Origin of the sequence: Arthrobacter methylotrophus, from assembly GCF_039539965.1 — a bacterium.
Taxonomy (GTDB): Bacteria; Actinomycetota; Actinomycetes; order Actinomycetales; family Micrococcaceae; genus Arthrobacter; species Arthrobacter methylotrophus.
The window spans coordinates 1-25,384 of record NZ_BAABED010000002.1; the positions used below are offsets into that span (position 1 = coordinate 1).

Genomic DNA, 25,384 nt, shown 5'->3' on the forward strand with positions numbered 1-25,384 from the left:
GCAAAGGACGGCCAGGAACGCAAAGATCTCGAAGAACGTGAACGAATCGAGCCCCGGACCGCGTGGCAGACCGCGCAGGACCAGAATCGCAGGAGCCGCGGCGGCCAGCTGAAGCCCCTGCGCGCGTGTCGCGTCGTCGCCGAAGGTCTTCGCTATGGCTGCGACGGCGAACAGCGCGAGCACTCCGATCGAGAGGACCCACACAACGATCTGCCAACGGTCCGGCGCAACCGCTGTCGGTACAGGATCCAAAACGCGCCCATTTCAGGCCCCGTCCGAACAGCACGGTGGCGCCGATGGTGGGTGCCGCCGTCGTCCTCTTCCTGCGCGCAAGCGGGGCGACCGTGTCGCCGTAGTGGCGTAGGAACAGCTCTTCGAGCGACGGCGGTGCGATGAGCAGGCCTTTGACCCCGAGGGTGCCAAGAAGTGGCAGGACCTCGTGGACGCGATCGGAATCGGCGCCGAATTTGACGCGCCCGTCGGCCACGGTGAGGTCGTGGACCTGGGACAGTGTGTCGAGCGCGAGTGGGTGTCCACACTGTCCTGCGCGAACGAGATTTCCGTACGGGTGAGGTGGCGCAGTGCGTCGAGCGTGCCGCCGTCGTCGATCCGGCCGGCGCGGATGATGCTCACGCGGCCGGCGAGCTGCTCGACTTCGGAGAGGATATGGCTCGAGAGCAGCACGGTAGCGCCGTTCTCGTCCACGATCCGCCGGATCTCGCGAGTGAAAACAGCCTCCATGAGCGGGTCAAGGCCGCTCGTGGGCTCGTCGAGGAGATACAGCTCAGCATCCATGACGAGGGCGGCGATGAGCGCGACCTTCTGGCGGTTTCCCTTCGAATAGGCACGGCCCTTCTTGCTCGGATCGAAGTCGAAGAGTTCGCAGAGGTGATCCTTGCGCTCCTTGTAAGTGGCGTGGTCCACGGCGCCGTCGCGGAGTCGGGAAAGGAGGTCGATGGCCTCCCCGCCGGAAAGGTTGGGCCAGAGGCTCACGTCACCCGGAATGCTCGCCCACGCCGGTGGAGCTCGACGGCGTCCGCCCACGGATGCATGCCCAGAACCGTCGCGCTGCCCGACGACGCGCGGGCCAGCCCGAGAAGGATGCGCAGCGTGGTGGTCTTCCCGGCGCCGTTCGGCCCGAGGAAGCCGTGGATCTCACCTTTGTGGACCTCGAGGTCCAGGCCGTCGAGCGCTCTGACGCGCCCGAAGTTCTTGTGCAAGTCGACAGTGCGGATGACGGTGTCCATGCCGCAAACATACGCAGTTTTCACAAAGTTTTGAAATACCGAAAGACCCTTGTGTTCCTGTGCGGTTCGTGCGTAGGCCTTTTCGTGTGTTTGGGCATTCGCACCGCGACGGAACATGGATCCGGCACCGGTGGGATGCGGCGGCACCTAGTCTTTTCCAAGCCGATGAGATCCACGACGGGGTAGAAGCGCGCCGTCTGCACCGATTCAAGATTTATCAGAGCTTCGTCCTTGCTGCCGTAAGCCTCGCTTGTGACAATGACCGCCCCGTTGCCGTCCTTGATCCGAAACCTATAGAAACCCGCATTGTCCGTGTAAACCTCAATGCTGCCTTTCATTCTGGCGTCCTTTGCATTTTCACGCGGTCACACATCTCGTACACATTGCTCCTGGCCGGGTTTTTGGCTCCATTCCAAGACTGCTGTGCCGATATGAAAACGTGTAGTGCCGAAAGTCACCTTCTGATTCCATTCGTTCTGGTCAAGCCGCGGGTCAAGCAGCGCTGCGACCGGGACTTACGCCCCTACCCAGCCCTGCTCACCGGCGATCCAATGAAATGACTTCCTTCAGGAAATAGATCCGGGTTGCCCATTGAGGAAGCGAAAGGATTAATGAGATGACCAGCACCAGTTCATTCGTGATTGTGCTTGGCTTTGACGGTTCTACACATTCCCACAGGCACTGAAGTGGGCCTTGGACGAGGCCGGCCGGCGCAACGGCGAGCTCCGCCTGATCACGGCATGGAGCAAGCCGCCGATGTCTTGGTACCGGCCAGTACTGGAAACGGCCGCTGGTGAAATCGTGGCCGAGGATTCCCCCCGAACGAATCGCAGAGAGGTTGCAGGCCGACGCCCTGAAAGCTGCCGCTAGCGAGGGCATAGCGGCAACCGGCAGGCCGTTCACGCTGATTCAGCGGCGTCGGCCATACTGGACGCCGCTAAGGACGCGGATCTGGTCATCGTCGGGTCCGCGGGCACGGTGGATTTCCGGGCCTGCACCTGGGCTCGGTCTCGACCCAGGTCATTGACCACGCACCGTGTCCGGTTCTCGTCGTCCGTTGAGCCCATGAAGCAGCGGGATCCGGACAGGATGGTGATCGTGGTGCACGAATTCCGGGACCCTTCTTTGTTCCCTGTAGCGAAGAAGACTGCTCGTTGGGGCGGGTTGGTTAGGGGTCCCGCCGGGTCCAGGATAGTGCCCAGAGCGTGGTGCCAACGATGACGAATCCGATGAGGAGGGGCAGGGCTTGTAGTGGGTCCAGGGGATTAGGGATGGATGTCGGGTCGTAGAGGGCTGTGGCTGCGTTGATGGGGAGGAAGGGGGCGAGGCCGCGCGCCCATTCCCAGGGCGAGAGTGCAACGAGGCCGGGGCAGGACGAGGATCAGTACGAGGCTGCCGCGATGGAGAACGCGGTGCTTCGCAGGATCCCTCCGATGCACAGTGAGATCAGTGAGATCAGTGTCATCGCGGTGGCGGCGGAGGCCGCGGTTACCAGTATTTCTGTTGCCAATGCCGCTGGTTCCGGGAGTGGTCCGTTTCCGGAAAGCATGGCTGTTGCCAAGAGCGCGGACAGGCTACGCCGGCGAAACCTATAACCCAGACGACGACCGCCAGTGCCGTGATTTTGGCGCCTATGACCCGCAGGCGCGGGGGACGACGGTGAGGGTTGATCCGATTTGCCCGGTCGCGTATTCATTGCTGATGCACAACACGGCGACGATCACAGTTAGGAGGATGCCGAAAATGACCGTGAATGTGTAGGACCTTGCCAGCAGTTCCAAGTTGGTTGTGGCGTCGGAACCCATTACTTCTGCTTTGGAGGGTGCACTGATGAGGGTCTCAAGAGCAGACTGACCGGAATGCAGGCCAGCAGAGTGACGAGGATTGAGCGGACAGAGAGCAGTTTGAGAAGTTCGGAACGGACGCAGCCAATGAAAGTGATCCGGTGGCTTCGAAGGGCGTCGTTCACGGGGGCGCCCGTGGTGGTGTGCTGGTCATCGGTGGCCTTTCGTCGGGTTGATGGCGCTAAACGTGGCTTCTTCGGCGACGAGTTGTTCGTATGCGTCTTCCAGGGAGCGGTCGATGGATCGTAGTTCGTGCAGCGCGATCCCGGCGCTTGCTGCGATGTCCCCAACAGTGGCTCTTTCCAACCCCAGAACCTGGAGTCGGCCGTTGTCTGTTTGCTGGATTCTCGCGCCGGCGTCTCGGAGCTGAACTGAGAGAGCGTCCGGTTGCGGGCTGCTGACCAGCACCGTGGCTTCGTGCTGCCGCCTACGATCGATGTCAGCGATAGCGCCATCTGCAGGACTTGGCCTTTGCCCATGACGATGATCCGGTCGGCTGTGCGTTCCATCTCGCTCATCAGGTGCGAGGATACAAGGACTGTGCGGCCTTCGTCGGCCAGTTGGCGCAGGAAGGAACGGATCCAGTTGATACGTCCAGATCAAGTCCATTGATGGGTTCATCGAGTATCAGCACGCGTGGATCGCCGAGCAACGCCCCGGCAGTCCGAGGCGTTGCTTCATGCCCAAGGAGTATTTCCTTACGGGCATGTTGGCTGCCGTGGCAAGACCGGTCAGTTCCGTACTTCATCGACCCGGGCAGCCTTAATCCTTGGGTCAGGGCGATAGCCCGGATATGGTTCCTTGCAGACCGTGCCGGATGAACCCAACCTGCATCAAGAAGCGCGCCGACTTCCCCCAGCGGTGCGGACGTAGAAGCAAAAGAGGCCCGTTCACCCACGCTTTCCGGACGTCGGGGTGACAAGCCCGAGGATCATTTTCATGATGGTTGATTTTCCTGCCCCGTTGGGGCCAACAACCCTGTCACCATGCCCGGATGAACCGTAAGGTAACATCATTGACGATGGCTGATTGCCGTAGGACTTCGACAAACCTTCAATTTTGATCATTCCCCAAGCCTACGAAGCCGGGAACACGCACTGTTTGATCTTTAGAACTACATTCGGACCCCAAGGACTCAGACCACGGTATGACTTCCTGCCAGAATCGGGGTCGCTGCAGAAACGGAAGAAATCGTACGTTAGTGGTGTCTGGTCCTTGGGGGCTGACAGCTTTAGTCCACTTATCGGTCCATGCAGGGTCTACCCTGACCGGCCCTTGACCGGCCCCTGATTTGTCCCTGAGTGAGGTCTTTTTCGCGCTTCCTGTGCTGGTGTTGAACATAGGATTCGAGGCATGAATGGTCATCTTGCTTATGCACAGATTCTGTCCGGTGCCAATCTTGTGAAAACCTATGGGAGCAGTTACGCGCTGGCCGGGAGTGGATGTCGCTATCGCGGCGGGCGAATCCGTGGCGATCATGGGTCCTTCCGGTTCGGGAAAGACGACCCTGCTCCATTGTCTTGCGGGATCATCGTGCCGGATGCGGGGGTGGTTGAGACGCGCGCGTAGTGAGATCTCTCTCAACAACAAAGCGATCGCGAGCAGGTGCAGGACCGCGTTGGTGGGACCCGCCGAAGGCCATCGTGACGGCGATGGCGTTCTCGAACGCCTTCTTGGTCATGATGTCCCTGGCGGTGATGCCGAGGCGGAGCAGGTTGACCACTGCCTCGCCGGACCTGCGGGCAAAATCATCACGACGGCGGTCTGCCGAGGGCGGGGCTGCAGAGCCGGCAGGGACATGCCGAGCGCTTCGCCGATGCACGCCATGGTGTGGCCGTGTACATGCCGCCGCAGGCACCCTCGCCCGGGCAAATGGCGCGTTCGATGCGGTCCAGGTCGCCCCTGCTCATCTTGCCGGCGGCGCACGCACCCACGGCTTCGAAGGCGTCAATGAGGGTGACTTCCTTCTCTGAGCCGTCCTCGAGCTTGACCCATCCGGGCATGATGGAACCGGCGTACAGGAAGACACTGGCCAGGTCCAAGGCGGGCGGCAGCCATGAGCATGCCCGGAAGGGACTTGTCGCAACCGGCCAGCAAAACGGAGCCGTCGATGCGTTCGGCCTGCATGACGGTCTCGACGGAGTCGGCAATGACTTCGCGCGAAACCAGGGAGAAGTGCATGCCCTCGTGTCCATGGAAATGCCGTCCGACACGGAAATAGTGCCGAACTGCATCGGAAACCCGCCGCCGGCGTGAACGCCTTCCTTGGCGCCCTGGGCGAGGCGGTTCAGCGAGAGGTTGCACGGCGTAATTTCGTTCCACGAACTCGCGACACCGATCTGGGGCTTGGCGAAGTCAGCATCGCCCATGCCTACGGCCCGGAACATGCCTCGCGCGGGAGCGGCATGAATGCCATCCGTTACCACCCGGCTACGTGGCTTGATGTCCGGCTGGCTGTCTGACGCAATGGGGGGTGTGCTCACTCATGGGCACGAGTCTATGACTCTTGAGTTGTGGCCACGAGCACGGCGGGCGGGTGGAGGCAAATTCAGTGCTAATTCATGCAATATTTCATGCAAATAGTGGACAGGCATCCCAATGCATGAAATCTGCCGGGACGCCTCGAATCGATAGGCCGTGCTAGACAGCCCCGTGGCGCGGACGTAACGTCAAATCACGACACCTGTGCCACTCGAACAGAAGGGCTCCTCCCATGGATTGGTTGATATGGGTTATCGTCATTGTGTTGATCGTCGCGGTTGTCTGGTGGCTCTTGAGCCGCAACAGCGCGAAGTCTTCTTCGAGCGGCGTGGCAGGGTCCGCGCCGTCGCAAGCCGCCTCGTCACCAACCGCCGGACAAGACTTGGCCGAGGAACGCACGGCGGCACCAGAGCCCGAAACCGTGCCGGCGTCCGAATCGAAACTCGCCACCGAACCCGCATCTGAACCGGGCGACTCTGAACCGGGCGACGTCGACGACTGGGAGCGCCCTGTCCCACCCCCACGCATCCGGGATGGACACCCCGCCAGAGTCACCAGCTGCCGGAAGCGTTCCGGGGAGCCGTTTTCGACGAGCCCACGCTTGCAGAGCCCGTGCTGTCCGAGGAAGAAGCCCCCGAACAAGGCGCTCCCGAACCGGAACCCGAAGGCGGCGTGACAGCCGACGACGTCACGCCGGCCGATGCCGGACCTTCCGGTCCCGCCGCCCCAGCGAGTCACCTGGCGCCGGGCACCGGATCGGAAACACCTCAACCAGCCCACCCCGGGCAGCTGGCAGATAGCGCCGAATGGGAAGTCACATGGAGCGAAGGCGGCGCCCAGGGAGGTGCCGGCGCTCCGAGCCACCACCACGAGGTACACGGACCCGCATGCACCAACGCTTCCAGGTGCGGAATCCGCGCGGCGGAAACTGTCGACGCTGCTCCGGAATCCACTGACGCGGTTCTGCTGGGCGGGCATCTTGCCGCCGAGCAGCCGTTATGGTGAGGGCTCGGCTGCTGCCGCTGCGGATGGAAGCGGACCTGATGGCTATGCCGTCAAGGGAAACGCCGACACCATGACCTACCACGATGAAGACAGTCCGTCCTACGACGAGGTCAAGGCCGAGGTCTGGTTTGTTTCGAGTGCCCACGCCGAAGCAGCCGGTTTCCGGCCGCCGCGGAGGAATCGGCGATAATCGGAGCTACGGCGGTCGGCGAGTTTCCCGGCGTCGTGCCCGCAGGTGAAGGTGGCCTGCGGGGCCGCGGACGGGCGGTTGAGCCTCGGCACGCCCGACGTCACCTTCTCCGGCTTTCCCAAAGCCCCAACCCACGACGGCGGTCGCTTCCGCTTCGGTCCCGACGGTTTCCTCTACGTCTTCTTATACGTCGGCACAGGAGATTCACAGCGCCCGGGGGCAGGCTCAGGACCGCATTGCGCTTGGCGGAAAGTTCCTGCGGCTTGCCCCCGGTGGAAAACCCGTGCCAGTGGTCCGGCCGTCGACGGCGGATTTCTCACCGAGCAGCATGGAGCCGGGCGGCACCCTGCGGGTCCCGAGCAACAACCAAACCCTGATTTCGCGCTACTCCTGAAGCCTCCCCGCCAAGGGCGGCCGAGGGGCTCAGTTCGATTTCACACTTCGGCAAGTGTCGTGTAGAGTTACATGTCGTTGCGGAGATCAACGAGGGAAGAAAGCCTTCAGCTGATTGAAATCAACAGATGCACCTCTAGCTCAATTGGCAGAGCAATTGACTCTTAATCAATGGGTTCCGGGTTCAAGTCCCGGGGGGTGCACCAAAGGGAAGGACCCTTGGGCGGCGCTAGCCGCCCAAGGGTTATTTCTTTGCGTCGTGAGCAACAAACAATTGCACCTCTAGCTCAATTGGCAGAGCAATTGACTCTTAATCAATGGGTTCCGGGTTCAAGTCCCGGGGGGTGCACCAAAAGGAAGATCCCTGGACGGCGAAACGCCCTCCAGGGATCTTTGTCGTTCGGCCAGCTCCGCACCGGATGAACGAGCGAGCCAAAGCTCAGTCGGAGACTTCCCCGGGCGCCGCGACTGCGACAATGTCATGTACAAACGGCCGAGGAACCACTGTTTGCCAGCTCACGCACCAAAGCCTGGAGTTCCCGCCGCAGTTTGGCCGTATCCACCGGAACAGGCGCAAGCACTTCACCTTCCAATTGCGTGGCGAGCCGAGTGTACGCTCCCCCGCTTCGGTCAGGCTGACCACCTGGCTTCGACGGTCCGAGATGCTGCGCGTACGGCTGATATGGCCGTGGGTCTCCACCTGGTGAGCGTCTTGCCCATCGTCTGCGCCTGCACGCGAACAATCTGGGCGAGCATGGATTGGGTGGTGGGTCCCTTTACGGCAAGGACTTTCATGACAATGACTCCGGCGTGAGTCAGCCCCATACCGCGCAGTTTCTCGTTCCAAGCGTGCTCCACGAGCCGCGCCGCTGTGGACAGCAGGCGCCCGGTGGGCCACCGTTCCATATCAGGCATAAGGGTTAGTATATCGACCGCAATGAACAGCTTGCGCCCGGATTCAATTCGGGAAGCGGACAGCTCGTCATTATGCTGAGTGGGCGCGGACGAAAACGCAATAAGGAGCACATCTTGGCCGAACGACTTATTCCGGGTGATACCGCCCCCGATTTCACCCTGAAGGACCATCATGGCCACGAGGTCGCCCTGGCCTCTTATCGTGGCCGCAATACAGTCATCTACTTCTACCCGGCGGCATCCACCCCGGCATGTGCACAACAGGCTTGTGATTTCCGCGACTCCCTGGCAGTCCTGCAGGATGCCGGTTACGAGGTCCTTGGGTCTCTCCGGACCCGGTGAAGGATCTGGAAAAGTTCGCGGCCGAGGAATCACTGAGTTTCCCCTCCTGTCGGACGAAGGGCATCACGTGGCCGACGCGTATGCGGCGTGGGGCGAAAAGAAGAACTACGGCCGCACTTACCAAGGGCTGATCCGCTCAACCATCGTTGTCGACCCCGACGGCAAGGTGGCGGTGGCGCAGTACAACGTGCGGGCTACCGGCCATGTCGGAAAGCTCCTCAGGGACCTCAAGCTCAACAACAAGTAGTTCCCTCTGCGCGGCGTCGTTCCTGGCTGGGACAGCTTGGGGCTAACCGCGGGTACAATGGAGGCCGGTATATGGCCCGGAGCACGAAATCTGCTTCCAGGCCAACGCACCGACGCCTGCGCGAGTGGTGAAATTGGCAGACACGCAGGATTTAGGTTCCTGTGCCTTCGGGCGTGGGGGTTCAAGTCCCCCCTTGCGCACACAGGGAAGTGTCCCGGTCCTTGATCGGGGCACTTCCCGTTTTCAGCCAGGACCCAGGGCCCTGAACTAGACTGGCCCGCGGCCCGGCTGCCGAGGGCCCCAGCCCGTCCGACTGCCTTGAGGGGACAAGAGTGGTAAGCAGCAAGCTTCGCCGAGTTACGCTCCAAATCGGCGCAGGCCTTCTGGCCGTGGCTTTGGCCTCGTGCACAGCCAATCCAGGACCTGCTCCGTCAACATCGGCCGGAAGCGGCACCCAGGCGGAGCCGAGCAAGACCTTCAACTTCGGCACTCCGTCGATGCCCCTGGGACTCGACCCTGCCCTGACGAACGACTCGGAGTCGTATCGCGTCACCCGGCAAGTGATGGAAGGCCTTGTGGGAGTCGACGCCTCCACCGGCCAGCCAACTCCTCTGCTGGCCACAGCGTGGTCGCAAGGGAATGACGGACTCAGCTACGATTTCACGCTGCGGTCAAAGGTCACCTTCCAGGACGGAACCGCGTTTGATGCAGCCGCCGTGTGTAGTAACTTCAATCGTTGGTTCAACTTCCCGGCAACCCTTCGCCAGCAGGCACCAGGGATCCCCTTCAAGAGCGTCTTCAAGTCCTTCTCGGACGAACCATCGCTGTCAATCTTCAAGAACTGCAAGGTTGTCTCTGGCGACCACGTCCAAATCAACCTGAGCAAGCCCTTCACCGGCTTCCTTCAAGCCCTGACCCTGCCTGCTTTCGCCATGTCTTCCCCAAAAGCCTTGTCTGACGGCAATGCCAACGTCCTGGACAAAAAGCTGGGAGGACAGCCGGCGTCGTCCTATGCTTCCCACCCGGTGGGTACAGGTCCCTACGCCTTCTCTTCGTGGACCGCAGACCGGATCACACTCACTAGCTACAAGGGATACTGGGGAGACCGTGGAGAGATAGCCACGGTCAATTTCATTCCCTTCGATTATCCGCAGGCCCGCCTCCAAGCCCTGCTTGCCGGCACCATCGACGGATACGACCTCGTCACCGCCGGTACCTTCGATCAACTGGTCAGGAAGGGATGCAAATCGTCCAACGGGACCCGTTCTCTGTGATGTACCTCGGCATGAACGAGTCCGTGGCGCCCCTTCAGAACCTTGGCGTGCGCCAGGCCATAGAGATGGCCATCGACAAGGACACCATCATCCACAAGTTCTTCATCGACAACACCTCTCCGGCGTCTCAATTCGTCCCACCCAAGCTGAGCGGCTTCAACAACAACGCCCCGTCCTTGGGATATGACCCCGGCAAGGCGAAGGAGCTGCTCGCCAAATCCGGCTACAAAGGCGAGGAACTCAAGTTCTACTACCCGCTCAACGTCACCCGCGCCTACCTTCCCACTCCGGAGAAGATCTACGCGGAGATCAGTGCGGAGCTCACGGCCATCGGGCTGAACATCAAGCCAGTGCCTGTGAACTGGGATGACGGCTACCTCGAGAAGGTCCAATCCCCGGGGGACCATGCACTTCATTTGCTCGGCTGGAACGGCGCCTACTCGGACCCGGACAACTTCGTTGGCACCCTTTTCGGTGACAACAACGGCGAGTTCGGTTACAGCGATCCGCAGGTCTTTTCAAAAATCGACCGTGCACGGGGGCTCCCGACGGCTCGGACCGCAATTCGCAGTACCAGACCATCAACGCCCAGATCGCTGCCACCGTCCCGGCAGTCCCGATTGCCTTCCCCATTTCGGCTTTGGCCCTGTCCGACCGTGTTGAAAAGTACCCCGCGTCGCCTGTCTTAAACGAAGTTTTTACAAACGTTCGTCTGAAGTCTTGACGGCCCGCCGCAATTTCAGTTATGGGCCCACGCGGGGATATTCTGTGACAGCCAGTGCCGCCGCTATCGGAGATTGATCGTGACCTTCATTTCCAAGACACACCACGCTGACGTCGTCCTTATTGGGGGCGGGATCATGAGCGCCACCCTGGTGCGTTCATCAAGCAGCTCGAACCCAACTGGACCATCTCCCTCTTTGAGCGACTCGACGAAGCCGGCCTGGAAAGCTCCGGACCGTGGAACAACGCGGGAACCGGACACGCCGCGCTGTGTGAGCTTAATTACTCGCCTGCAGCAAAAGACGGCTCTGTTGACCCGTCCAAGGCCCTCCATATCAACGAGCAATTCCAGCTTTCCCGGCAGTTCTGGTCCCATCTGGTGGACAACAAGTTGATCGGCTCCCCAAGGGTTTCATCAACACCGTTCCACACATGAGCTTCGTCATCGGCGACAAGCACGCGGACTTCCTCAAGAACCGCTACGAGGCCCTCAAGCCCAACGCACTCTTCCGCAGCATGGAATACACGGAAGACCAAGCCAGATCGCCAAGTGGGCTCCACTGATCGTCAAGGGACGCGACGCCAAGCAGCGCGTTGCCGCCACCCGCGCAGCGGAAGGCACCGACGTCGACTTCGGCGCCTTGACCCGCGAACTGACCGGCTACCTCGCCGGCAACGGCGTTGAAGTCAACCATGGCCACAACGTCACCAATGTCCGCAAAGCGTCCGACGGCGGCTGGGACCTTTCCCTCAAGCACCCCGCCTCCGGCGAACATGGCCAGATCCACGCCAAGTTCGTCTTTGTCGGCGCCGGCGGCGGAGCGCTGCATCTGCTGCAGGCCTCGGGCATCCCGGAGAGCAAGGGCTACGGTGGTTTCCCCGTATCCGGGCAATTCTTCCGCTGCACCGACGAGGCAATCGCCCGCCAGCACAGCGCCAAGGTCTATGGCCAGGCTTCCGTGGGCGCCCCGCCCATGTCCGTGCCCCACCTGGACACCCGCTACGTTGCCGGCAAGCGTTCCCTGCTTTTTGGCCCGTACGCCGGTTTCTCCACCAACTTCCTGAAGACCAGCAGCTATTTGGACCTGCCGCTATCCATCCGCCCGGGCAACATCATCCCGATGTTGGCCGTGGCCAAGGACAACATGGACTTGACCGCTTACTTGATCAAGGAAGTGGCCAAGCGCCACGACGCCAAGGTGGAGTCCCTCCGCGAGTACTACCCCCAGGCCGACGGCGGCAACTGGGAACTGATCACCGCGGGCCAGCGCGTCCAGATCATCAAGAAGGACTCCAAGAAGGGCGGCGTGCTGCAGTTCGGCACGGAAGTCATCACGGCTCGCGACGGTTCCATCGGCGCACTGCTCGGCGCCTCCCCGGAGCCTCCACCGCCGTCCCCATCATGATCGAGATGCTTCAGCGGTCCTTCCCGAAGAATTTCAAGGGCTGGCAGTCCAAGCTCAAGGAAATGATGCCAGGGTACGGGGTCAGGCTGAACGAAAATCCGGAACTCGCCGCCGAGCTGGAAGCCAGTACTGCCCGTTCGCTGCAACTTGAGGCTGCGGACGCCGTTCAGCATTAGGAACCGTCCAGGCTACGGCCGGTTCGCGATACGAAACAGACCGTAGACCCCGGGAGAAAATGCGATGTTCCGTCTGGCAAAGCTTTCACTGGCGAACAGGGCGTTGATCGCGCTGATCACCGTTTTCGCTGCGGTGTTCGGCGTGATCACGATGTCCTCGCTCAAGCAGGAACTTATCCCTCGATCGAGTTCCCGCAGATTTCGGTGATCACGGCAATGCCGGGCGCGTCTCCGGAAGTTGTCGACAAGCAACTCAGCCGCCCCCTGGAAACGGCGTTGAACAGTGTCGAGGGCCTCGAATCGACCACGTCGACATCGCGGAACGGCGTCTCGCAGATCACTATGGTGTTCACCTACGGTTCGAACCTGGACCGGGCACGCAATCAAATCGATCGCGCCATCTCCAACGCCAAACGTGTCCTGCCGGCCGACGTCGAGCCGCAGTCCTTCGCGGGAAGCATCAGCGACTTCCCGATCGTGTACTTGGCCGTTTCGTCGGACAAGCCGCTGAGTGAGTTGAACACGGACTTGCAGCGGCTTAGTGTTCCCCGACTCCAAAAGCTCGACGGCGTGCGGAGCGCTGACGTGACCGGTGGCGCTACTCAGCACATCCTGATCCAACCCAATGTCCAGGCCATGGCCGCGAGCGGCGCCACGGTCCAGTCGCTGACGAATGCCCTGAAGAACAACGGGACGCTGGTCCCGGCTGGAACCATTGAGGACCAGGGCAAGACGCTTTCCCTTCAAATCGGCAGCCCGGTGGACTCCCTCGACGTCGTCAAGGGCTTGCCGCTCACCGGCGCGAAGGCCGGAACCACAATCAGCTCCGTTGCCGACGTGAGCATCCAGGACGACGCCGCAACCTCGATTACCCGGACCAACGGGAAGCCGACGCTGGCCCTGTCCGTCACGAAGAAGCCCGACGGCGATACCGTTGCCATTTCGCACGCCGTCAAGGATTCCATCGCCCAGATGGAGGCAGAACTCGGCGCCAATGCGCATTTCACTCCGGTATTCGACCAGGCGCCATACATCGAAAAGTCCATCAAGGACCTCACCACGGAGGGCCTTCTTGGACTCGGCTTCGCCGTGGCAGTCATCTTGGTGTTCCTCATGTCGGTGCGCTCCACGCTGGTGACAGCAGTATCGATTCCCTTGTCGCTGCTGATCACGTTCATCGGAATATCAGCGACCCACTACTCGCTCAACATCCTCACCCTCGGCGCTTTGACCATTGCGATAGGCCGGGTGGTGGACGACTCGATCGTCGTGATTGAGAACATCAAGCGGCACCTCAGTTACGGAGAGCACAAGCTCGCGGCGATCCTCAATTCCATCCGGGAAGTTGCCGGGGCCATCACGGCATCCACGCTGACCACGGTTGCCGTCTTCCTGCCGATCGCTTTTGTGGGCAACCTGGCGGGCGAATTGTTCCGGCCCTTTGCCTTGACGGTGACGATCGCTTTGCTGTCCTCGTTGCTCGTGTCCCTCACCATCGTCCGGTACTGGCCTACTGGTTCCTCAAGTCGCCGGCCGCCGGCGCTGCGGGAGCCGACGATTCCCGCACCGGCGATGCGGTTGCCGCCGCGCACGAAGCCGAGCAACGCAGCCGGCTGCAGCGCGGCTATTTGCCTATCCTTGCCAAAACCCAGAAACACCCGGTCATGACGATCGTCGCTGCGGTCCTTGTGTTAGGCGGAACAGCAGCTATGTCGCCATTGTTGGCCACTGACTTGTTGGGCGACTCCGGGCAGAACAGCATGACCGTGCGCCAGGTGCTACCGGCGGGCACCAGCCTCGAACAAACCAGCGCTGCCGCTGCGCAAGTGGAATCCGTCCTGCACGGGATCGATGGCATTAAGGACATCCAGGTAACCTCAGGCAACGCCCAGACCGGTTTCGCCGCACTCACCTCGAGCGGCGCATCCAACTCGACGTTCACAGTGGTGACTGACGACAAAGCTGACCAGCAAAAGCTGCAGGATACGGTGCGGTCCCGCCTCGCCGGTGCTTCGGCTGCAGGCAAGGTCACGGTGGGTGCCCAACAGGGTGGTTTGGGCACCTCATCCACGGTCGACATCACCATTAACGCGGCGAGCTCCGCGGATCTGAAGACCGCAAGCGATGCGGTAGTGAATGCCATGGACGGCGTCCCCGGGAGTTCGGAGGTAGCCACGAACCTGGATGCCAGCCAGTCCGTGGTCCAAGTAAAGGTTGACCGCGCCAAAGCCGTGGCAGCCGGACTGAACGAAGAGCAGGTCGCCGGTGTCTTGGCGTCCACGGTCAGTCCCGTCCCCGCGGGCACTGTCCGCATCGAGACGACGGACTTCCCCGTACAGATCGGCGAAGGCACGCATTTCAGCAGCATCGCCGATGTCAGGGCCATCAAGCTCCCGACGCCGGGAGGGCCGGTTCCGCTGTCCAGCATCGCTTCCGTGGATCAAGTTGACACACCAGTGTCCATCACCAGCAGCGACGGCCAGCGAAGCGCGAAGGTGACTGTCACGCCGTCGGGCTCCAACCTCGGTGCCGTCAGCACGGCAGTCACTGACCGGCTGAAAGCAGTCCAGCTCCCGGCAGGCGTCACCGCCGCCATCGGGGGTGCGACGACGCAGCAGGCGGACTCGTTCCAGCAGCTCGGCCTGGCGCTCCTGGCCGCCATCGCCATCGTCTACGTCATCATGGTGGCCGCGTTCAAGTCCCTCATCCAGCCACTCATCTTGTTGGTGTCCGTGCCTTTTGCGGCCACGGGCGCCATTGCCCTGCTCCTGGTGACCGGTGTGCCGCTCGGACTTCCTGCCCTGATCGGCATGCTGATGTTGGTGGGGATCGTGGTGACCAATGCGATTGTCCTGATCGACCTCATCAACCAGTACCGTAAACCACACGGTGGCACCCCTGGAATGAGCGTGGCCGAAGCTATCACCCATGGCGCCCGGCAGCGGCTGCGTCCCATCCTCATGACTGCGCTCGCAACCGTCTTCGCTTTGACGCCCATGGCTTTGGGCCTCACGGGGGGCGGCGGTTTCATTTCGCGGCCGCTGGCGATTGTGGTTATCGGCGGCCTTGTCTCCTCGACGGCGCTGACGCTGGTCCTGGTACCTGTCCTCTACAAGCTGGTCGAAGGCCGGCGGGAGAAGAAGGCGCTGCTCAAGGCACTCACGCAACGCCCCGACGTCGCTGGCCACGGCGATGCAGACCACGGTGTAGCAGGCCACGGCGATGCAGACCACTTGGACTGGACCACGGGAATGATCCCCCGCGTCACCGGGCGGCGGGCCGCCTCCGGCCCGCCGAGTAGGCCAACATACCGGGAACAAAATGGTGCCTTACCCCGTTGTAGGCAGTGATACATGCAAATGCATCTATTTTGGGATAGACTGTTGGCAGGGCCCGAACACCAACCGGGCAGGCAGAAAGGCACATCATGGAGATCGGCGTATTCAGCGTCAGCGACATCACCACTGACCCCACCACGGGCCACACCCCCACGGAGAACGAGCGCATCAAGGCCGCCGTGGCCATCGCCAAGAAGGTCGAAGAAATCGGCATGGATGTCTATGCGATAGGCGAGCACCACAACCGGCCCTTCTTCTCATCGTCCCCCACCACCACTCTGGCCTACATCGCGGCGCAGACTGAGCGCATCACGCTCTCCACGTCCACCACACTGATCACCACGAACGATCCCGTGAAGATTGCCGAAGACTTCGCCATGCTGCAGCACCTGGCGGATGGCCGCGTGGACCTCATCATGGGCCGCGGCAATACCGCACCGGTCTACCCCTGGTTCGGCAAGAACATCCAAGACGGGATCGAGCTCGCCGTCGAAAACTACTCCCTGCTGCGCCGGCTCTGGGATGAGGACACCGTCAACTGGAGCGGCAAGTACCGCACCCCGCTGCAGAATTTCACGTCCACGCCCCGCCCGCTCGACGGCGTGGCCCCCTTCGTCTGGCACGGATCCATCCGCAGCCCCCAGATCGCGGAACTCGCCGCGTACTATGGCGACGGCTTCTTCGCCAACAACATCTTCTGGCCCAAGGAGCATTACCAGCAGCTGATCGGCCTGTACCGCGAACGCTACGAGCACTATGGCCATGGCAAGGCAGACCAAGCGATTGTCGGACTCGGCGGACAATTCTTCATGCGCAAGAATTCCCAGGATGCCGTCAAGGAATTCCGTCCTTACTTCGACAATGCACCGGTCTACGGCCACGGACCCTCGCTCGAGGACTTCACCTCCCAGACGCCCCTCACGGTCGGCAGCCCGCAGGAAGTCATCGAAAAGACCTTGGCTTTCCGCGAGTACTTCGGCGATTACCAGCGCCAGCTGTTCCTGGTGGATCACGCCGGACTGCCGCTCAAGACCGTCCTGGAGCAACTGGACCTCTTCGGCGAAGAAGTCCTGCCGGTCCTGCGCAAGGAATTCGCTGATCGCAAGCCGGCCCACGTACCTGACGCCCCTACCCACGCCTCACGCGTGGCCGCGTCCGTGATCGCCTCGGCCAGTGAGGCGGTTGCCGAGGCTGCCAGTGACGCCGCAGGGCGGAAGCCGTGAGCACCAAGGCGCCCAGCTCCTCGTCAGTGCGCCTCGCCGCCGAAACCTGGGAGTCCTTGTTCCGCTCCCAGGTGGCGGTGATGCGCCGGCTTCAGGCCGGGAAAGCATTCAGGACGTTGCCCATCAAGGAATATGACGTCTTGTTCACCCTTTCCCGATGCCCCACGGGCAAACTGCGGCTGAACGAGATCAACGACCATGTCCTGCTCAGCCAATCCAGTCTGAGCCGGCTGGTTGACAGGCTGGAAAAGCGCGGCCTGGTGGAGCGCAGCATCGCCCCCGACGACGGTCGCGGAATCCTCCTCGGGCTGACTCCGGCCGGCCAGGAACTGCAGAAGGAGATCGGCCGGGAGCACATCCGCGATATTGCCGAGCTGGTAGCCCCTGCCCTGACGGTCGAGGAACAGCGTGAGCTTCTCGGCTGACGGAAAAGCTGCAAGCCTTCGTCGCTCGCAAATAGCCAAGGGAGGGCCGCGCTGCGGCTGGCCCGGGACTGCCGCAGCGCGGCTAGCGAAGGATGACGAGTTTTTCCGGATCCTCCTCCGGCAGCTCGTCGGCCACTACCGCAGTGACTTTCATGCTTTTCAATGACAAGCTGCCGCCCACCGTGGACAGGAACGCGGTGTCGGAGGAATCGCGCCCGGCCGTGATGCGGAGCATGGACTCCCTGGGGGCCAGTCCGGTGGGGTCGATCACGTACCATGTTCCGTCGAGGTGGGCTTCTGCCACGGCGTGGAAATCCATGGGACTCAGGCCCGGGGCGTACACTGCGGCAAGCCGCGCCGGGATGTCCTTGGAACGGAGCAGGGCAACAGCCAAGTGGGCAAAGTCGCGGCAAACTCCTTTGCGGTGCAGGAGCGTTTCCACGGCCCCATCGGTTCCGCGCGAGGAACCACTGACGTAGCGCAGCTCGCCGTGGACCCAGTTCCGGACCGCCTGCAACAGCTCTTCGCCGTGCACCCCTCCGAACTCAGCGTACGACGTCGGAAGGAGCCGATCAGACTCGGCATAGCGGCTGGGACGCACATAACGGATGAGTTCCATGCGTGAGGACTCGTCCGGAAGGCCAAGACCCTCCACCGAGGCGCGGTAGTCCACTGTGACCTCGCTGGGTTCGGCGAACTCCATGTAATGGAATCGCCCACCATGATGGTCTGTCAGCTCAGTGAGAGGGACTGCCGCACCTCGACCGTGACGTTCAATTCTTCAGTCAAAGATTCATAGCCTGGATTACTGGCCACGGCGATGGCCATCGCTACCTTGGTGTTCGCGACGGTCTTGAAAACGAGCTGGGCAGCAACGTTGCGTTCCATGGATCTCCGGAGTATTGCGGCTGGACAACCCGCTGAAGATGCGGGGTTGGCACCAGCGAGTGTATGTGTCAATCGTGGTTCTACGGATTGACCTTCAGAGACAGTAGCATCCGCTGGACGTTGGCAAATTCCGAGCTCTGGTCAACGTACTTGGCCGCCTGGTCCAAAGTGTCGAAGGACTTCGCCGGCGCAACCACTTCATCCGTGGCAAAAGCGTGCACAGCGGGCATGTCCCCAAAGTAGTAGTCTCCCTTTCTGCGGGTCCCACCACAAGGTTCCGCAGCTGGCAGGCCTGGCTATCGGTCCCGGCCACCAGATTGGTGATGCCGTACGAGCCGAAGAATTTATAGCCTTGGATCACCCGGAACACCACGCGCGGGGGAATCGTGGAATCACCGCCGGCATGGGGCAGGTCAATGGGCACGCTGCTGACCACCACGTAGGGCCGCTTGGCGGCTGGGCTGCAATCAGCCGGGCTCACTGAGGGCAGTCCGGTATGAAGGGTCGCCAGATACCCTCCCTTCGCGTCCTTGACCTCGATCTTCAAAGCGCCCGGCAGGGATCCGGCATCGGGTGTGACCGACTGCGCGATCCAGTCACTTGGCAGATCGAAGCTGACCTTCTTGGCCGGATCCGAGTACGTCTTCCAAACCGCGGCGGTTGCCCCCGGCGAAGCTGTAGCGCCATGCGGAGGGGCTGTCGGTGTGGGCACCCGACGGCGGAGCCGTACTGACGCCCGACGCGGCCGGGGCGCCCGGCGATGCGCTGTCGGACCCTGCCGTCCAGGCAGGTCCGCCCTTGCCCTCGGAACTGCAGCCAACCGCGGCAACGACGATGAGTGCGCCCAGGACGGCGGTTGAAACCTTCGACGGGATCCGTTTGGCTCTCATGCGCACCAGCCTAGCGGCGCAGAGCCGCTGCCCGTTCGTCCGGAACAGTGCTTCGAAAGGTGTTTCGCACGCGCAGAACTGCCGACGGCGTTGGGCCCGGCGTCCGCCCACGCCGTAGGACTAGGCTTGACGCATGGCTCCCGATCAGCTTGATGAGGACGAAGACAGTGTGGCGGGAATTTCCGCCCTGGACATCGCGGACTGGCGTTTGCGGACGTTTGCCTTGTACGACGACGTCCGGAAGATCGCTGGCGACGATCCCTTCCAGGCCCATGTCTATTGGCGCCAGGAACGGGACCGCATGTTCGGAACCCACCCGCGTCGGCATTGACTCCCGCCAGCAAGCAGGCTTTCTCGGGCCTCCGCACCGCGGACTATGATCCCCGGTTTCGCCGCTATGCGTCCCTGTCTCCGGAAGGCGCTGGCCAGGAGATGAACGTCCAGACCGGCACCGACGGCGTGGTGCCGTTTGTCCGTCTCGGCACCTTCGATCTCGACGAGCTTGGCTCGCTGGCCGTGTGGCGCCTCCGCAGCTACGGCGGCGGCATCTTCGTACCCTTCCGCGACGCGACGGCAGGCAAACCGGGAGGAAGCTACGGCGCCGGCCGGTACTTGTTGGACACCATCAAGGGTGCCTTCCACGGCCTTCGCGGATCTAGGCAACAGGAGTTCATCCTCGACTTCAACTTCGCCTACAACCCGTCGTGCGCGTATAACGAGGCCTGGGCCTGCCCTTTGGCCGGTCCGGCGAATCGACTGGCCGCAGGCGTCCCGGTAGGTGAGCTCTACCTGCCCGCCTAACCGAGGACGTAGGATGTCTTCATGACATCTTCACGTTCATGCCGGATCGCCCGCGTCCGCCCACTCTTCCCCGCTACGCCGAACGAACAATTCTTCGTAGCCAACGACGCCGTCGACTTCGCTTCCGAGGCTGGCAGAAACTGGACCGTGGTGGACAGTCCCTTCCCGGGCTCGCCGGCAAATGGCAGCAGCGCCGAGCGACCGGTTGGCACACTGGCGCCGAAGTCCCGGAGGATTCCTTCACATTCCTGGCCCCGTCCGTTCCCGCCAACGTCTTCGGCATGGCGCACAACACCGGTCAACCAGGCCGGGACCTGCCTGCGCAGGCATTCCACAAGGCAGCCACCAGTGTCATCGGACCGGGCGACGCCATCGAGCTCGCTTCCGACGTCGGCTACGTGGACCCCGAAGCGGAACTGACCGTCGTCGTCGGGCGCAAAGTCCGGGGGCTGACGCTTGACAACGCGCGCACCGCCATCCTTGGCTTCACGATCGGCAACGATGTCTCCGCGCGCGATCTGCAGCGGTCCGACGAACTCTGATCAGCGCGAAAAGCCAAGACACGTTTACTCCTGCTGGACCGTGGATCGTCACGGACCTCGACGACAGCGAGCTATCGATCAGCATCGTGCACAACGGCAGGGAATTACGGGCGGCCAGTTCTGCCGATCTCGGCTGGAAAGTGGACGAAATCCTTGTGTACCTCACCTCATTCATGACCTTGCACCCCGGCGACCTGATCCTCACAGGCTTCCCCGCGGAGTGCGCCCGGATCGAACCCGGAGACGTTGTGACGTGCCGCATTGAGGGCATCGGAGAGCTCAGCAACCCGTAAAGACAGCATCTTGGGAGTAGATCTCCAGCTTGATGTGAAATGGTTGAGCCATGGATTCTTCTGCCGCACCCAGAACCGAGCCGCGGCAGGAATCCCTCACCAGCCCGCCCGCCCGAAAGGGTCGCAAAGGCCTTCTGCGCTATCCGGTGGTCCGTCAGCTCATCCGTTTCACCGGCGTCGGACTCGTCTGCACCGCGACGTCACTGGCGCTGTACGCGCTGTTCCGGCCGTGGATGGGACCCCAGTTGGCCAACGCATCTGCACTAATCATCACTTCGCTCATGAACACGGCCCTGAACCGACGGTTGACCTTCAAGATCACCGGCAACTGGAAGAGAAACCCGTGACCATGTGAACGGGCTGATCGTGATCGCCGTCGCCCTGGTCATCACCGGCGGGAGCCTGGGCGTCCTGCACGCGTTGCGGCCCGAAGCCACCCTGAGCGAGGATCTCTGGACCACCACGCTGTCCGGATTCGTCGCGACGGGGGTGCGCTTCACCTTGCTGCGGCACTGGATCTTCCGCCGAGCCCGCCATGTCTGACCCGCTCCGTCCGTCCCACCCAAGTAGCTCGCAGTTGTTGTCGTTTTGAGGGCTCATAACGACAACAACTGCGAGCTAGTTGGGCCGGGCCGGAGTCAGCGGCGACCGAGGCCCTGGACGCTCCCGACGGCGGCGGCCACGGCTTCCGCGGCGCGCTCCAGTTCCGCTGGGGTCACCGTGGAATTGAAGCTGAAACGCACAGCAGTCTGGGCCACCTCGGGCTCGATTCCCAAAGCAAGCAGAACCGGCGACGGGGCATCGGATCCCGCGGCGCACGCCGATCCGCTCGAACAGACCACACCAAGCCGCTCAAGCTCCAGCAAAACGGACTCGCCACTTGTACCCGGGAAACAAAAGGACGCTATCGAAGGCAAGCGCTGCGAGGGATCGCCGGTTAGTACGGCACCGGGCACACTTTCAAGGACAGTACGAATGAAGGTATCCCGCAGCGCCGAGACACTCCCTGCGAGTTGGGCCTGTTCGGCATGCGCAAGCGTCAAGGCCGTCGCCAGCGCAACTGCACCCGCCACGTTTTCCGTTCCCGAACGCCTGCCCCGCTCCTGGCCGCCGCCGTGGACCAACGGCTCGAGCCGCAGCCTTCCCTTGGCATAGAGCACGCCGCTGCCCTTGGGCGCGCCGAGCTTATGACCCGAAATGCTCAAGGCGTCCACTCCCAGTTCCTTGACACCGATGGGCAGCCAGCCAGCAGCCTGGACGGCGTCCGTGTGGAACGACACGCCCTGTTCCGCGGCCACCTCCGCAAGCTGCCTTACCGGCTGGACCGTCCCGATCTCGTTGTTGGCATACAAAACGCTGACCAGTGCCGTCGCCGGACCCAGTGCAGCCCGAAGCGCCTCGGGCGTCACCACGCCACGCCGGTCCACAGGGACCACGTCCACCTCGAACCCATGGACGCGTTGCAGATAGAGCGCCGATTCCGCGACGGCGGGATGCTCGATGGCGCTGACAACAACGCGATTCAGAGCAGGATCCGCCGCACGTCTGGCGAGGGCGATTCCTTTCACCGCCAGATTGTCGGCCTCGGTACCGCCAGAGGTGAAAGTGATCTCCCCCGGCCGGCAGCCCAATGCCTTCGCTACCGCAGCGCGGGCCCCGGACAACGCGTTCGCAGCCGCTTCGCCGAGGCTGTGGTGGCTTGAGGGATTGCCGAACTCCCCCGTCAGAAACGGCCACATCGCTTCGAGGACTTCCCTGCGGACGGGTGTCGTCGCCGCGGCGTCGAGGAAGATCACGGCATCAGCCGAGACCCGAGGAGGGTGTGACGTCCAGCGTCACATCCAGGCCCAGATCCAGCGCGATAACACTGTGTGTGAGTCCGCCGATGGAAATGACATCAACTCCTGCAGCGGCGATCTCCGCCACCGTTTTGATATTGACGTTGCCACTCGCTTCGACGACGGCGCGCCCAGCCACTTGCTTCACGCCGGCACGGAGTTCCTCGAGGGAGAAATTGTCCAGCATGATGGTGTCTACCCCGGCCGCGAGCACCGGTTCGATCTGCTCGGCCCGGTCAACTTCCACCTCGAAATGCGTGGTGTGGCCCAGTTGGGCTTTGGCGGCCTTCAGCAGGGCCGTCAGCTTGGCCGAGTCCCCTCCGGTCATCACGGCCAAATGGTTGTCCTTGGCGAGAACCGCATCAGACAGGCTGTAGCGGTGGTTGGCTCCCCCGCCGCAACGTACGGCGTAGCGTTCAAGCACTCGCAGCCCCGGGGTAGTCTTCCGGTGTCGGTGATGCGGGCCTTTGTTCAAGCTATGGGCGGCTCGCATTCGTTTTTCATCCACACCGCGACCTCGGCCGACGCGGAGCGTGAGATCCGGGCCGGTAGCATCGTTGCCGTCGTGACCGTGCCGCGGGACTTCGATGCTGCGCTAAGTGCCGGAGCCCGGGTCGACATCCCGGTCGAGGTCAACAACCTCAACGTCGATTTCACCAACGACATCCGTCGGGCGGTCCCACTGTCGATAACGTCCTTCTACGCCGATGCGTTCCCCGAACAAGTCGTCGTGAAATGCGGTCGAGGCCGACGTCCAGGCCCAGGACACCGGCTACATTCCCTACCTCGCCGTGAGCATCGTCGTGGCTGGTTTGATGCTCGCATCAATCCTGCAGGCAGCGTCAATGCCGCGAGGGACTACGAGCTGGGAACCATTAAGGAGCTGGCACTGGCGCCGGTGAGCCGTCTTGCGATCGGGCTGGGCAAAATGCTCGGCTCGGCAGCCCTCACGGCCGCGTCGGCAGTCCTGGTGCTTGGAGTCGTGATTTTGCTGATCGGCGTGTGGCCGCTCCATCCATTGGAGGTGCTCGGATTCGGGCTGCTGATGATCGCAGCCTTCCTTGCCCTCGGCGTCCTCGCCGGAACGGTCGTTCGTCGACGCCAGCAAGCAATCCCGCTCTCCATTGCCTGCATCCTGCCGCTCTTCTTTTTGAGCGGGCCGTTCGGACCGGCGAACTGGCTGGGCGCCATTCCCGGCGCCATCGCCGCCGCATCGCCGCTCACCTATGCGATTGCCGCCTTCCAACATGCCTTCCACGGTTACCAGACCGCCACCCAGAACCTGGCCGTCGACACGATCGTGTTGGCCGGGTTCACGCTGGGAACGATCGCTCTCACGGCATTTGTGTTCGGGCGCCGGGGGTTCGCCCACTGATGGGAGGGCTCCGGGCGATGCTTGCCATCGCGGCGAAAGACATATTGACGTGGTCACGGACACCGTCGGCGATCGCGGTCAGCCTACTGCCGCCGATCGCCTTCTTGCTGATCATCTTCATCGTCGCCGGGGCAACCGGCCGCAACCCGGTGGCTGTGGTAGCCGAAGACAACGGGCCGCAGGCTCAGCGCCTTGTGTCAATCCTCGAAGACTCGGACGCGTTCCGCGTCCGGCCCGCGACCTCGGAGGAGCCTCGGGCCTGCTGGACACGCTCCAGGTCGCGGCTGTCATCACCATCCCCGCATCCTTCGACGACGACTACCGGATGCACCGGCCCGACCCGGTCCAGATCCGGATCAACAACCTCAACCTCGACTTCACCAACGACCTGCGCCGATCGCTGCCGGCCGCGATTACCCGCTTTTACTCCAGCCAGCCGGACAACCCGATCATGATCGGCGTAGCCGAGACGGACCTGAGGCCCCACGACGTCGGCTTGGTGCAATTTGAGCTGGTGCCCATCCTGGTGCTGCTCCTTACACTCATGGGGGTCGTCAACGGCGGGCTGGCCATCGCCCGGGAATTCGAAGACCTAACGATCAAAGCGTTGCTTCTCTCGCCGATCAGCCGCGGGACTCTGATCGCGGGCAAGATCCTTGCGTGCTGGGTAACCACCATGCTGGTGGCGGCAGTGGTACTGATTCTTTCGGCGATCTCGGGCTTTCTGCGACCAGCAGGTGGTACTGGCTGCCGGCGCTGGCGGCCACCGGGCTCATCGCACTAGCGGCGGCAGGTCTAGGCGCGGCACTGGGAGGCGCCTTGCGCCGATTCTCAGCGGTGTCGGCGTCGGGGATCAACGTCGCGATCTACCTGTTCTTCCTGAGCGGGGGAATCGGCGTCGCCGCTTTCTTGCCCGGATGGATCCAGACGATAGCGCACTTCACACCGACGTTCTACGGCGTGGATGCTCTGGAGGCCGCGATCTTCTACCAGTCGACCGACAACCTGGCGCGGGACCTGACCGTACTCCTGCTGACTGCCGCAGGCGGGCTAATTTTGGGAATCATGTCTCTTCGCCGGCGGCTGGTCGACGTCTGACCAGCCGCCGTGCAAACCGCCGCATTCGCCACGCACCTCATTGCGGACCTGGCGATCGCATAGGAGAACAAGGGTCGGATCGCCAAACAAGACGACGTCGGCATTAACACTTTCTGCAAAACGGCTGCGACCTTGCTCGGAGCTGCCGTGACCCTATATGCGAGGATCCTGGGCAAGAAAGTCGAAAAGACTTCACTCAGCACAGAAGCAGCTCACAGTAAATGGGGCGACCAGTTCCTGAACCGACCGCCCCATTTACTTCTACGTCGTCTTTCTCGTTCTCTTGGGATCCGCAACAGTAGGTGACGTGAGCGCCGCGGTTTCGGCGGTCGACGTGAGCGTCAGCGCTGTCAGGGAAGCGGCGACGGAGTGGTCCGGGTCTGTGTCCGGCACGCTGTGTGCCCGCAAGACCACGAGCGATTTGGCCCCG

At 62.4% G+C, this 25,384-nt stretch carries 24 protein-coding genes, 3 tRNA genes and 13 pseudogenes; 23 read left to right on the top strand and 17 right to left on the bottom strand.

Going from position 1 to position 25,384, the window contains the following annotated elements; genetic code table 11:
- From ABD884_RS25370 to ABD884_RS26275, 4 genes and pseudogenes are all read right to left on the bottom strand, one after another.
- A pseudogene (locus tag ABD884_RS25370) lies at positions 1-252 on the bottom strand (hypothetical protein); the annotation flags it as partial.
- 88 nt (positions 253-340) lie between these two features.
- A pseudogene (locus ABD884_RS25375) lies at positions 341-1,247 on the bottom strand (ABC transporter ATP-binding protein); the annotation flags it as partial.
- A 20-nt stretch (positions 1,248-1,267) separates the two neighbouring features.
- Positions 1,268-1,585 carry a YegP family protein gene (locus ABD884_RS25380; protein ID WP_345057637.1) on the bottom strand — a complete coding sequence of 106 codons (318 nt, stop codon included), beginning with the start codon at positions 1,583-1,585 and terminating at the stop codon, positions 1,268-1,270.
- 561 nt (positions 1,586-2,146) lie between these two features.
- Entirely contained in the window at positions 2,147-2,314 is a 168-nt protein-coding gene (locus ABD884_RS26275; protein WP_425548311.1) for a hypothetical protein, read from the bottom strand.
- 240 nt (positions 2,315-2,554) lie between these two features.
- Between ABD884_RS26275 and ABD884_RS25390 the strand changes: the two genes are divergently transcribed.
- Positions 2,555-2,842, top strand: a complete 288-nt coding sequence (locus ABD884_RS25390) for a hypothetical protein (RefSeq protein WP_345057639.1) — start codon at positions 2,555-2,557, stop codon at positions 2,840-2,842.
- Between the two features lie 36 nt (positions 2,843-2,878).
- Here the strand turns inward: ABD884_RS25390 and ABD884_RS25395 are convergent, their stop codons facing one another.
- From ABD884_RS25395 to ABD884_RS25420, 6 genes are all read right to left on the bottom strand, one after another.
- The gene (locus ABD884_RS25395) at positions 2,879-3,052 is read right to left on the bottom strand and encodes a hypothetical protein (RefSeq protein WP_345057642.1); all 174 of its coding nucleotides are present in this window, start codon (positions 3,050-3,052) and stop codon (positions 2,879-2,881) included.
- Positions 3,052-3,609, bottom strand: a complete 558-nt coding sequence (locus tag ABD884_RS25400) for a hypothetical protein (protein WP_345057645.1) — start codon at positions 3,607-3,609, stop codon at positions 3,052-3,054. The genes ABD884_RS25395 and ABD884_RS25400 overlap by 1 nt, the downstream gene beginning before the upstream one ends.
- Positions 3,609-3,989, bottom strand: a complete 381-nt coding sequence (locus ABD884_RS25405) for a P-loop NTPase family protein (RefSeq protein ID WP_345057648.1) — start codon at positions 3,987-3,989, stop codon at positions 3,609-3,611. The genes ABD884_RS25400 and ABD884_RS25405 overlap by 1 nt, the downstream gene beginning before the upstream one ends.
- Positions 3,982-4,107, bottom strand: a complete 126-nt coding sequence (locus ABD884_RS25410; protein WP_345057651.1) for an ATP-binding cassette domain-containing protein — start codon at positions 4,105-4,107, stop codon at positions 3,982-3,984. Before ABD884_RS25410 ends, ABD884_RS25405 begins: the two co-directional genes overlap by 8 nt.
- 512 nt (positions 4,108-4,619) lie before the next feature.
- Positions 4,620-4,949 (bottom strand): dihydroxy-acid dehydratase domain-containing protein, encoded by a 330-nt coding sequence (locus ABD884_RS26280; protein ID WP_425548312.1) that lies wholly within the window; start codon positions 4,947-4,949, stop codon positions 4,620-4,622.
- Positions 4,843-5,574: a dihydroxy-acid dehydratase domain-containing protein gene (locus ABD884_RS25420; protein WP_425548313.1), complete on the bottom strand. Its 732-nt coding sequence runs from the start codon at positions 5,572-5,574 to the stop codon at positions 4,843-4,845. The genes ABD884_RS26280 and ABD884_RS25420 overlap by 107 nt, the downstream gene beginning before the upstream one ends.
- A 230-nt stretch (positions 5,575-5,804) precedes the next feature.
- On the opposite strand from ABD884_RS25420, the gene ABD884_RS25425 reads away from it, so the two are divergent.
- The 6 genes and pseudogenes from ABD884_RS25425 (at position 5,805) to ABD884_RS25450 (ending at position 7,512) form a co-directional block, all read left to right on the top strand.
- A complete protein-coding gene (locus ABD884_RS25425) occupies positions 5,805-6,248 on the top strand; it encodes a hypothetical protein (protein WP_345057656.1) in 444 nt (147 codons plus the stop codon).
- On the top strand, positions 6,245-6,577 hold the full coding sequence (locus tag ABD884_RS25430; protein WP_345057659.1) for a hypothetical protein: 333 nt from the start codon (positions 6,245-6,247) through the stop codon (positions 6,575-6,577). The genes ABD884_RS25425 and ABD884_RS25430 overlap by 4 nt, the downstream gene beginning before the upstream one ends.
- Positions 6,552-6,767: a sunset domain-containing protein gene (locus ABD884_RS25435; protein WP_345057664.1), complete on the top strand. Its 216-nt coding sequence runs from the start codon at positions 6,552-6,554 to the stop codon at positions 6,765-6,767. Before ABD884_RS25430 ends, ABD884_RS25435 begins: the two co-directional genes overlap by 26 nt.
- Positions 6,768-6,772: 5 nt before the next feature.
- Positions 6,773-7,056 (top strand): annotated as a pseudogene (locus tag ABD884_RS25440) (PQQ-dependent sugar dehydrogenase); the annotation flags it as partial.
- Between the two features lie 234 nt (positions 7,057-7,290).
- Positions 7,291-7,366: transfer RNA gene (locus ABD884_RS25445), tRNA-Lys, on the top strand.
- Positions 7,367-7,436: 70 nt separating this feature from the next.
- A tRNA-Lys gene (locus ABD884_RS25450) sits at positions 7,437-7,512 on the top strand.
- Between the two features lie 127 nt (positions 7,513-7,639).
- Here ABD884_RS25450 and ABD884_RS25455 read toward each other — a convergent pair.
- Positions 7,640-8,075 (bottom strand): annotated as a pseudogene (locus ABD884_RS25455) (MarR family winged helix-turn-helix transcriptional regulator).
- A 114-nt stretch (positions 8,076-8,189) separates the two neighbouring features.
- Here ABD884_RS25455 and bcp point away from each other — a divergent pair.
- The 4 genes and pseudogenes from bcp (at position 8,190) to ABD884_RS25475 (ending at position 12,243) form a co-directional block, all read left to right on the top strand.
- Positions 8,190-8,664, top strand: a pseudogene (gene bcp, locus ABD884_RS25460) (thioredoxin-dependent thiol peroxidase).
- Between the two features lie 118 nt (positions 8,665-8,782).
- A tRNA-Leu gene (locus ABD884_RS25465) sits at positions 8,783-8,864 on the top strand.
- A 132-nt stretch (positions 8,865-8,996) separates the two neighbouring features.
- Positions 8,997-10,662 (top strand): annotated as a pseudogene (locus tag ABD884_RS25470) (ABC transporter substrate-binding protein).
- Between the two features lie 79 nt (positions 10,663-10,741).
- Positions 10,742-12,243: pseudogene (locus ABD884_RS25475) on the top strand (malate:quinone oxidoreductase).
- 12 nt (positions 12,244-12,255) lie between these two features.
- Here ABD884_RS25475 and ABD884_RS25480 read toward each other — a convergent pair.
- Positions 12,256-12,408, bottom strand: coding sequence for a hypothetical protein (locus ABD884_RS25480; protein ID WP_345057706.1), 153 nt, complete (start codon positions 12,406-12,408; stop codon positions 12,256-12,258).
- On the opposite strand from ABD884_RS25480, the pseudogene ABD884_RS25485 reads away from it, so the two are divergent.
- The 3 genes and pseudogenes from ABD884_RS25485 (at position 12,347) to ABD884_RS25495 (ending at position 17,264) form a co-directional block, all read left to right on the top strand.
- Positions 12,347-15,593 (top strand): annotated as a pseudogene (locus ABD884_RS25485) (efflux RND transporter permease subunit). The gene ABD884_RS25480 and the pseudogene ABD884_RS25485 sit on opposite strands and share 62 nt — an antisense overlap.
- A 77-nt stretch (positions 15,594-15,670) precedes the next feature.
- Positions 15,671-16,804: an LLM class flavin-dependent oxidoreductase gene (locus ABD884_RS25490; RefSeq protein ID WP_345039690.1), complete on the top strand. Its 1,134-nt coding sequence runs from the start codon at positions 15,671-15,673 to the stop codon at positions 16,802-16,804.
- Positions 16,801-17,264 (top strand): annotated as a pseudogene (locus tag ABD884_RS25495) (MarR family winged helix-turn-helix transcriptional regulator). Before ABD884_RS25490 ends, ABD884_RS25495 begins: the two are co-directional and overlap by 4 nt.
- Before the next feature lie 47 nt (positions 17,265-17,311).
- On the opposite strand, the pseudogene ABD884_RS25500 reads toward ABD884_RS25495, so the two are convergent.
- The 3 genes and pseudogenes from ABD884_RS25500 to ABD884_RS25510 form a co-directional block, all read right to left on the bottom strand.
- Positions 17,312-18,117, bottom strand: a pseudogene (locus ABD884_RS25500) (transglutaminase-like domain-containing protein).
- Positions 18,118-18,197: 80 nt separating this feature from the next.
- Positions 18,198-18,347: a hypothetical protein gene (locus tag ABD884_RS25505; RefSeq protein WP_345057668.1), complete on the bottom strand. Its 150-nt coding sequence runs from the start codon at positions 18,345-18,347 to the stop codon at positions 18,198-18,200.
- 366 nt (positions 18,348-18,713) lie between these two features.
- The gene (locus tag ABD884_RS25510; protein WP_345057672.1) at positions 18,714-19,007 is read right to left on the bottom strand and encodes a hypothetical protein; all 294 of its coding nucleotides are present in this window, start codon (positions 19,005-19,007) and stop codon (positions 18,714-18,716) included.
- 133 nt (positions 19,008-19,140) lie between these two features.
- On the opposite strand from ABD884_RS25510, the pseudogene ABD884_RS25515 reads away from it, so the two are divergent.
- From ABD884_RS25515 to ABD884_RS25535, 5 genes and pseudogenes are all read left to right on the top strand, one after another.
- Positions 19,141-19,808, top strand: a pseudogene (locus tag ABD884_RS25515) (DUF1684 domain-containing protein).
- Between the two features lie 38 nt (positions 19,809-19,846).
- Entirely contained in the window at positions 19,847-20,350 is a 504-nt protein-coding gene (locus tag ABD884_RS25520; RefSeq protein WP_345057675.1) for a fumarylacetoacetate hydrolase family protein, read from the top strand.
- 44 nt (positions 20,351-20,394) lie between these two features.
- Positions 20,395-20,643, top strand: coding sequence for a fumarylacetoacetate hydrolase family protein (locus ABD884_RS25525; RefSeq protein ID WP_345057695.1), 249 nt, complete (start codon positions 20,395-20,397; stop codon positions 20,641-20,643).
- Positions 20,644-20,693: 50 nt separating this feature from the next.
- Entirely contained in the window at positions 20,694-20,990 is a 297-nt protein-coding gene (locus tag ABD884_RS25530; protein ID WP_345057679.1) for a GtrA family protein, read from the top strand.
- A gap of 4 nt (positions 20,991-20,994) precedes the next feature.
- Positions 20,995-21,186 (top strand): hypothetical protein, encoded by a 192-nt coding sequence (locus tag ABD884_RS25535; RefSeq protein ID WP_345057684.1) that lies wholly within the window; start codon positions 20,995-20,997, stop codon positions 21,184-21,186.
- 95 nt (positions 21,187-21,281) lie between these two features.
- Here ABD884_RS25535 and ABD884_RS25540 read toward each other — a convergent pair whose 3' ends face one another.
- Both ABD884_RS25540 and ABD884_RS25545 read right to left on the bottom strand, forming a co-directional pair.
- On the bottom strand, positions 21,282-22,439 hold the full coding sequence (locus tag ABD884_RS25540) for a cysteine desulfurase family protein (protein WP_345039644.1): 1,158 nt from the start codon (positions 22,437-22,439) through the stop codon (positions 21,282-21,284).
- 4 nt (positions 22,440-22,443) lie between these two features.
- Positions 22,444-22,952: pseudogene (locus ABD884_RS25545) on the bottom strand (nicotinate-nucleotide diphosphorylase); the annotation flags it as partial.
- Positions 22,953-22,959: 7 nt separating this feature from the next.
- On the opposite strand from ABD884_RS25545, the gene ABD884_RS25550 reads away from it, so the two are divergent.
- The 4 genes and pseudogenes from ABD884_RS25550 to ABD884_RS25565 all read left to right on the top strand — a co-directional run.
- Positions 22,960-23,856: an ABC transporter permease gene (locus tag ABD884_RS25550; RefSeq protein ID WP_345057700.1), complete on the top strand. Its 897-nt coding sequence runs from the start codon at positions 22,960-22,962 to the stop codon at positions 23,854-23,856.
- A 49-nt stretch (positions 23,857-23,905) separates the two neighbouring features.
- The gene (locus tag ABD884_RS25555; protein WP_345057687.1) at positions 23,906-24,640 is read left to right on the top strand and encodes an ABC transporter permease; all 735 of its coding nucleotides are present in this window, start codon (positions 23,906-23,908) and stop codon (positions 24,638-24,640) included.
- Entirely contained in the window at positions 24,631-24,954 is a 324-nt protein-coding gene (locus ABD884_RS25560) for an ABC transporter permease (RefSeq protein WP_345057703.1), read from the top strand. The genes ABD884_RS25555 and ABD884_RS25560 overlap by 10 nt, the downstream gene beginning before the upstream one ends.
- A 3-nt stretch (positions 24,955-24,957) precedes the next feature.
- Positions 24,958-25,149: pseudogene (locus ABD884_RS25565) on the top strand (hypothetical protein); the annotation flags it as partial.
- Between the last annotated feature and the right edge of the window lie 235 nt (positions 25,150-25,384).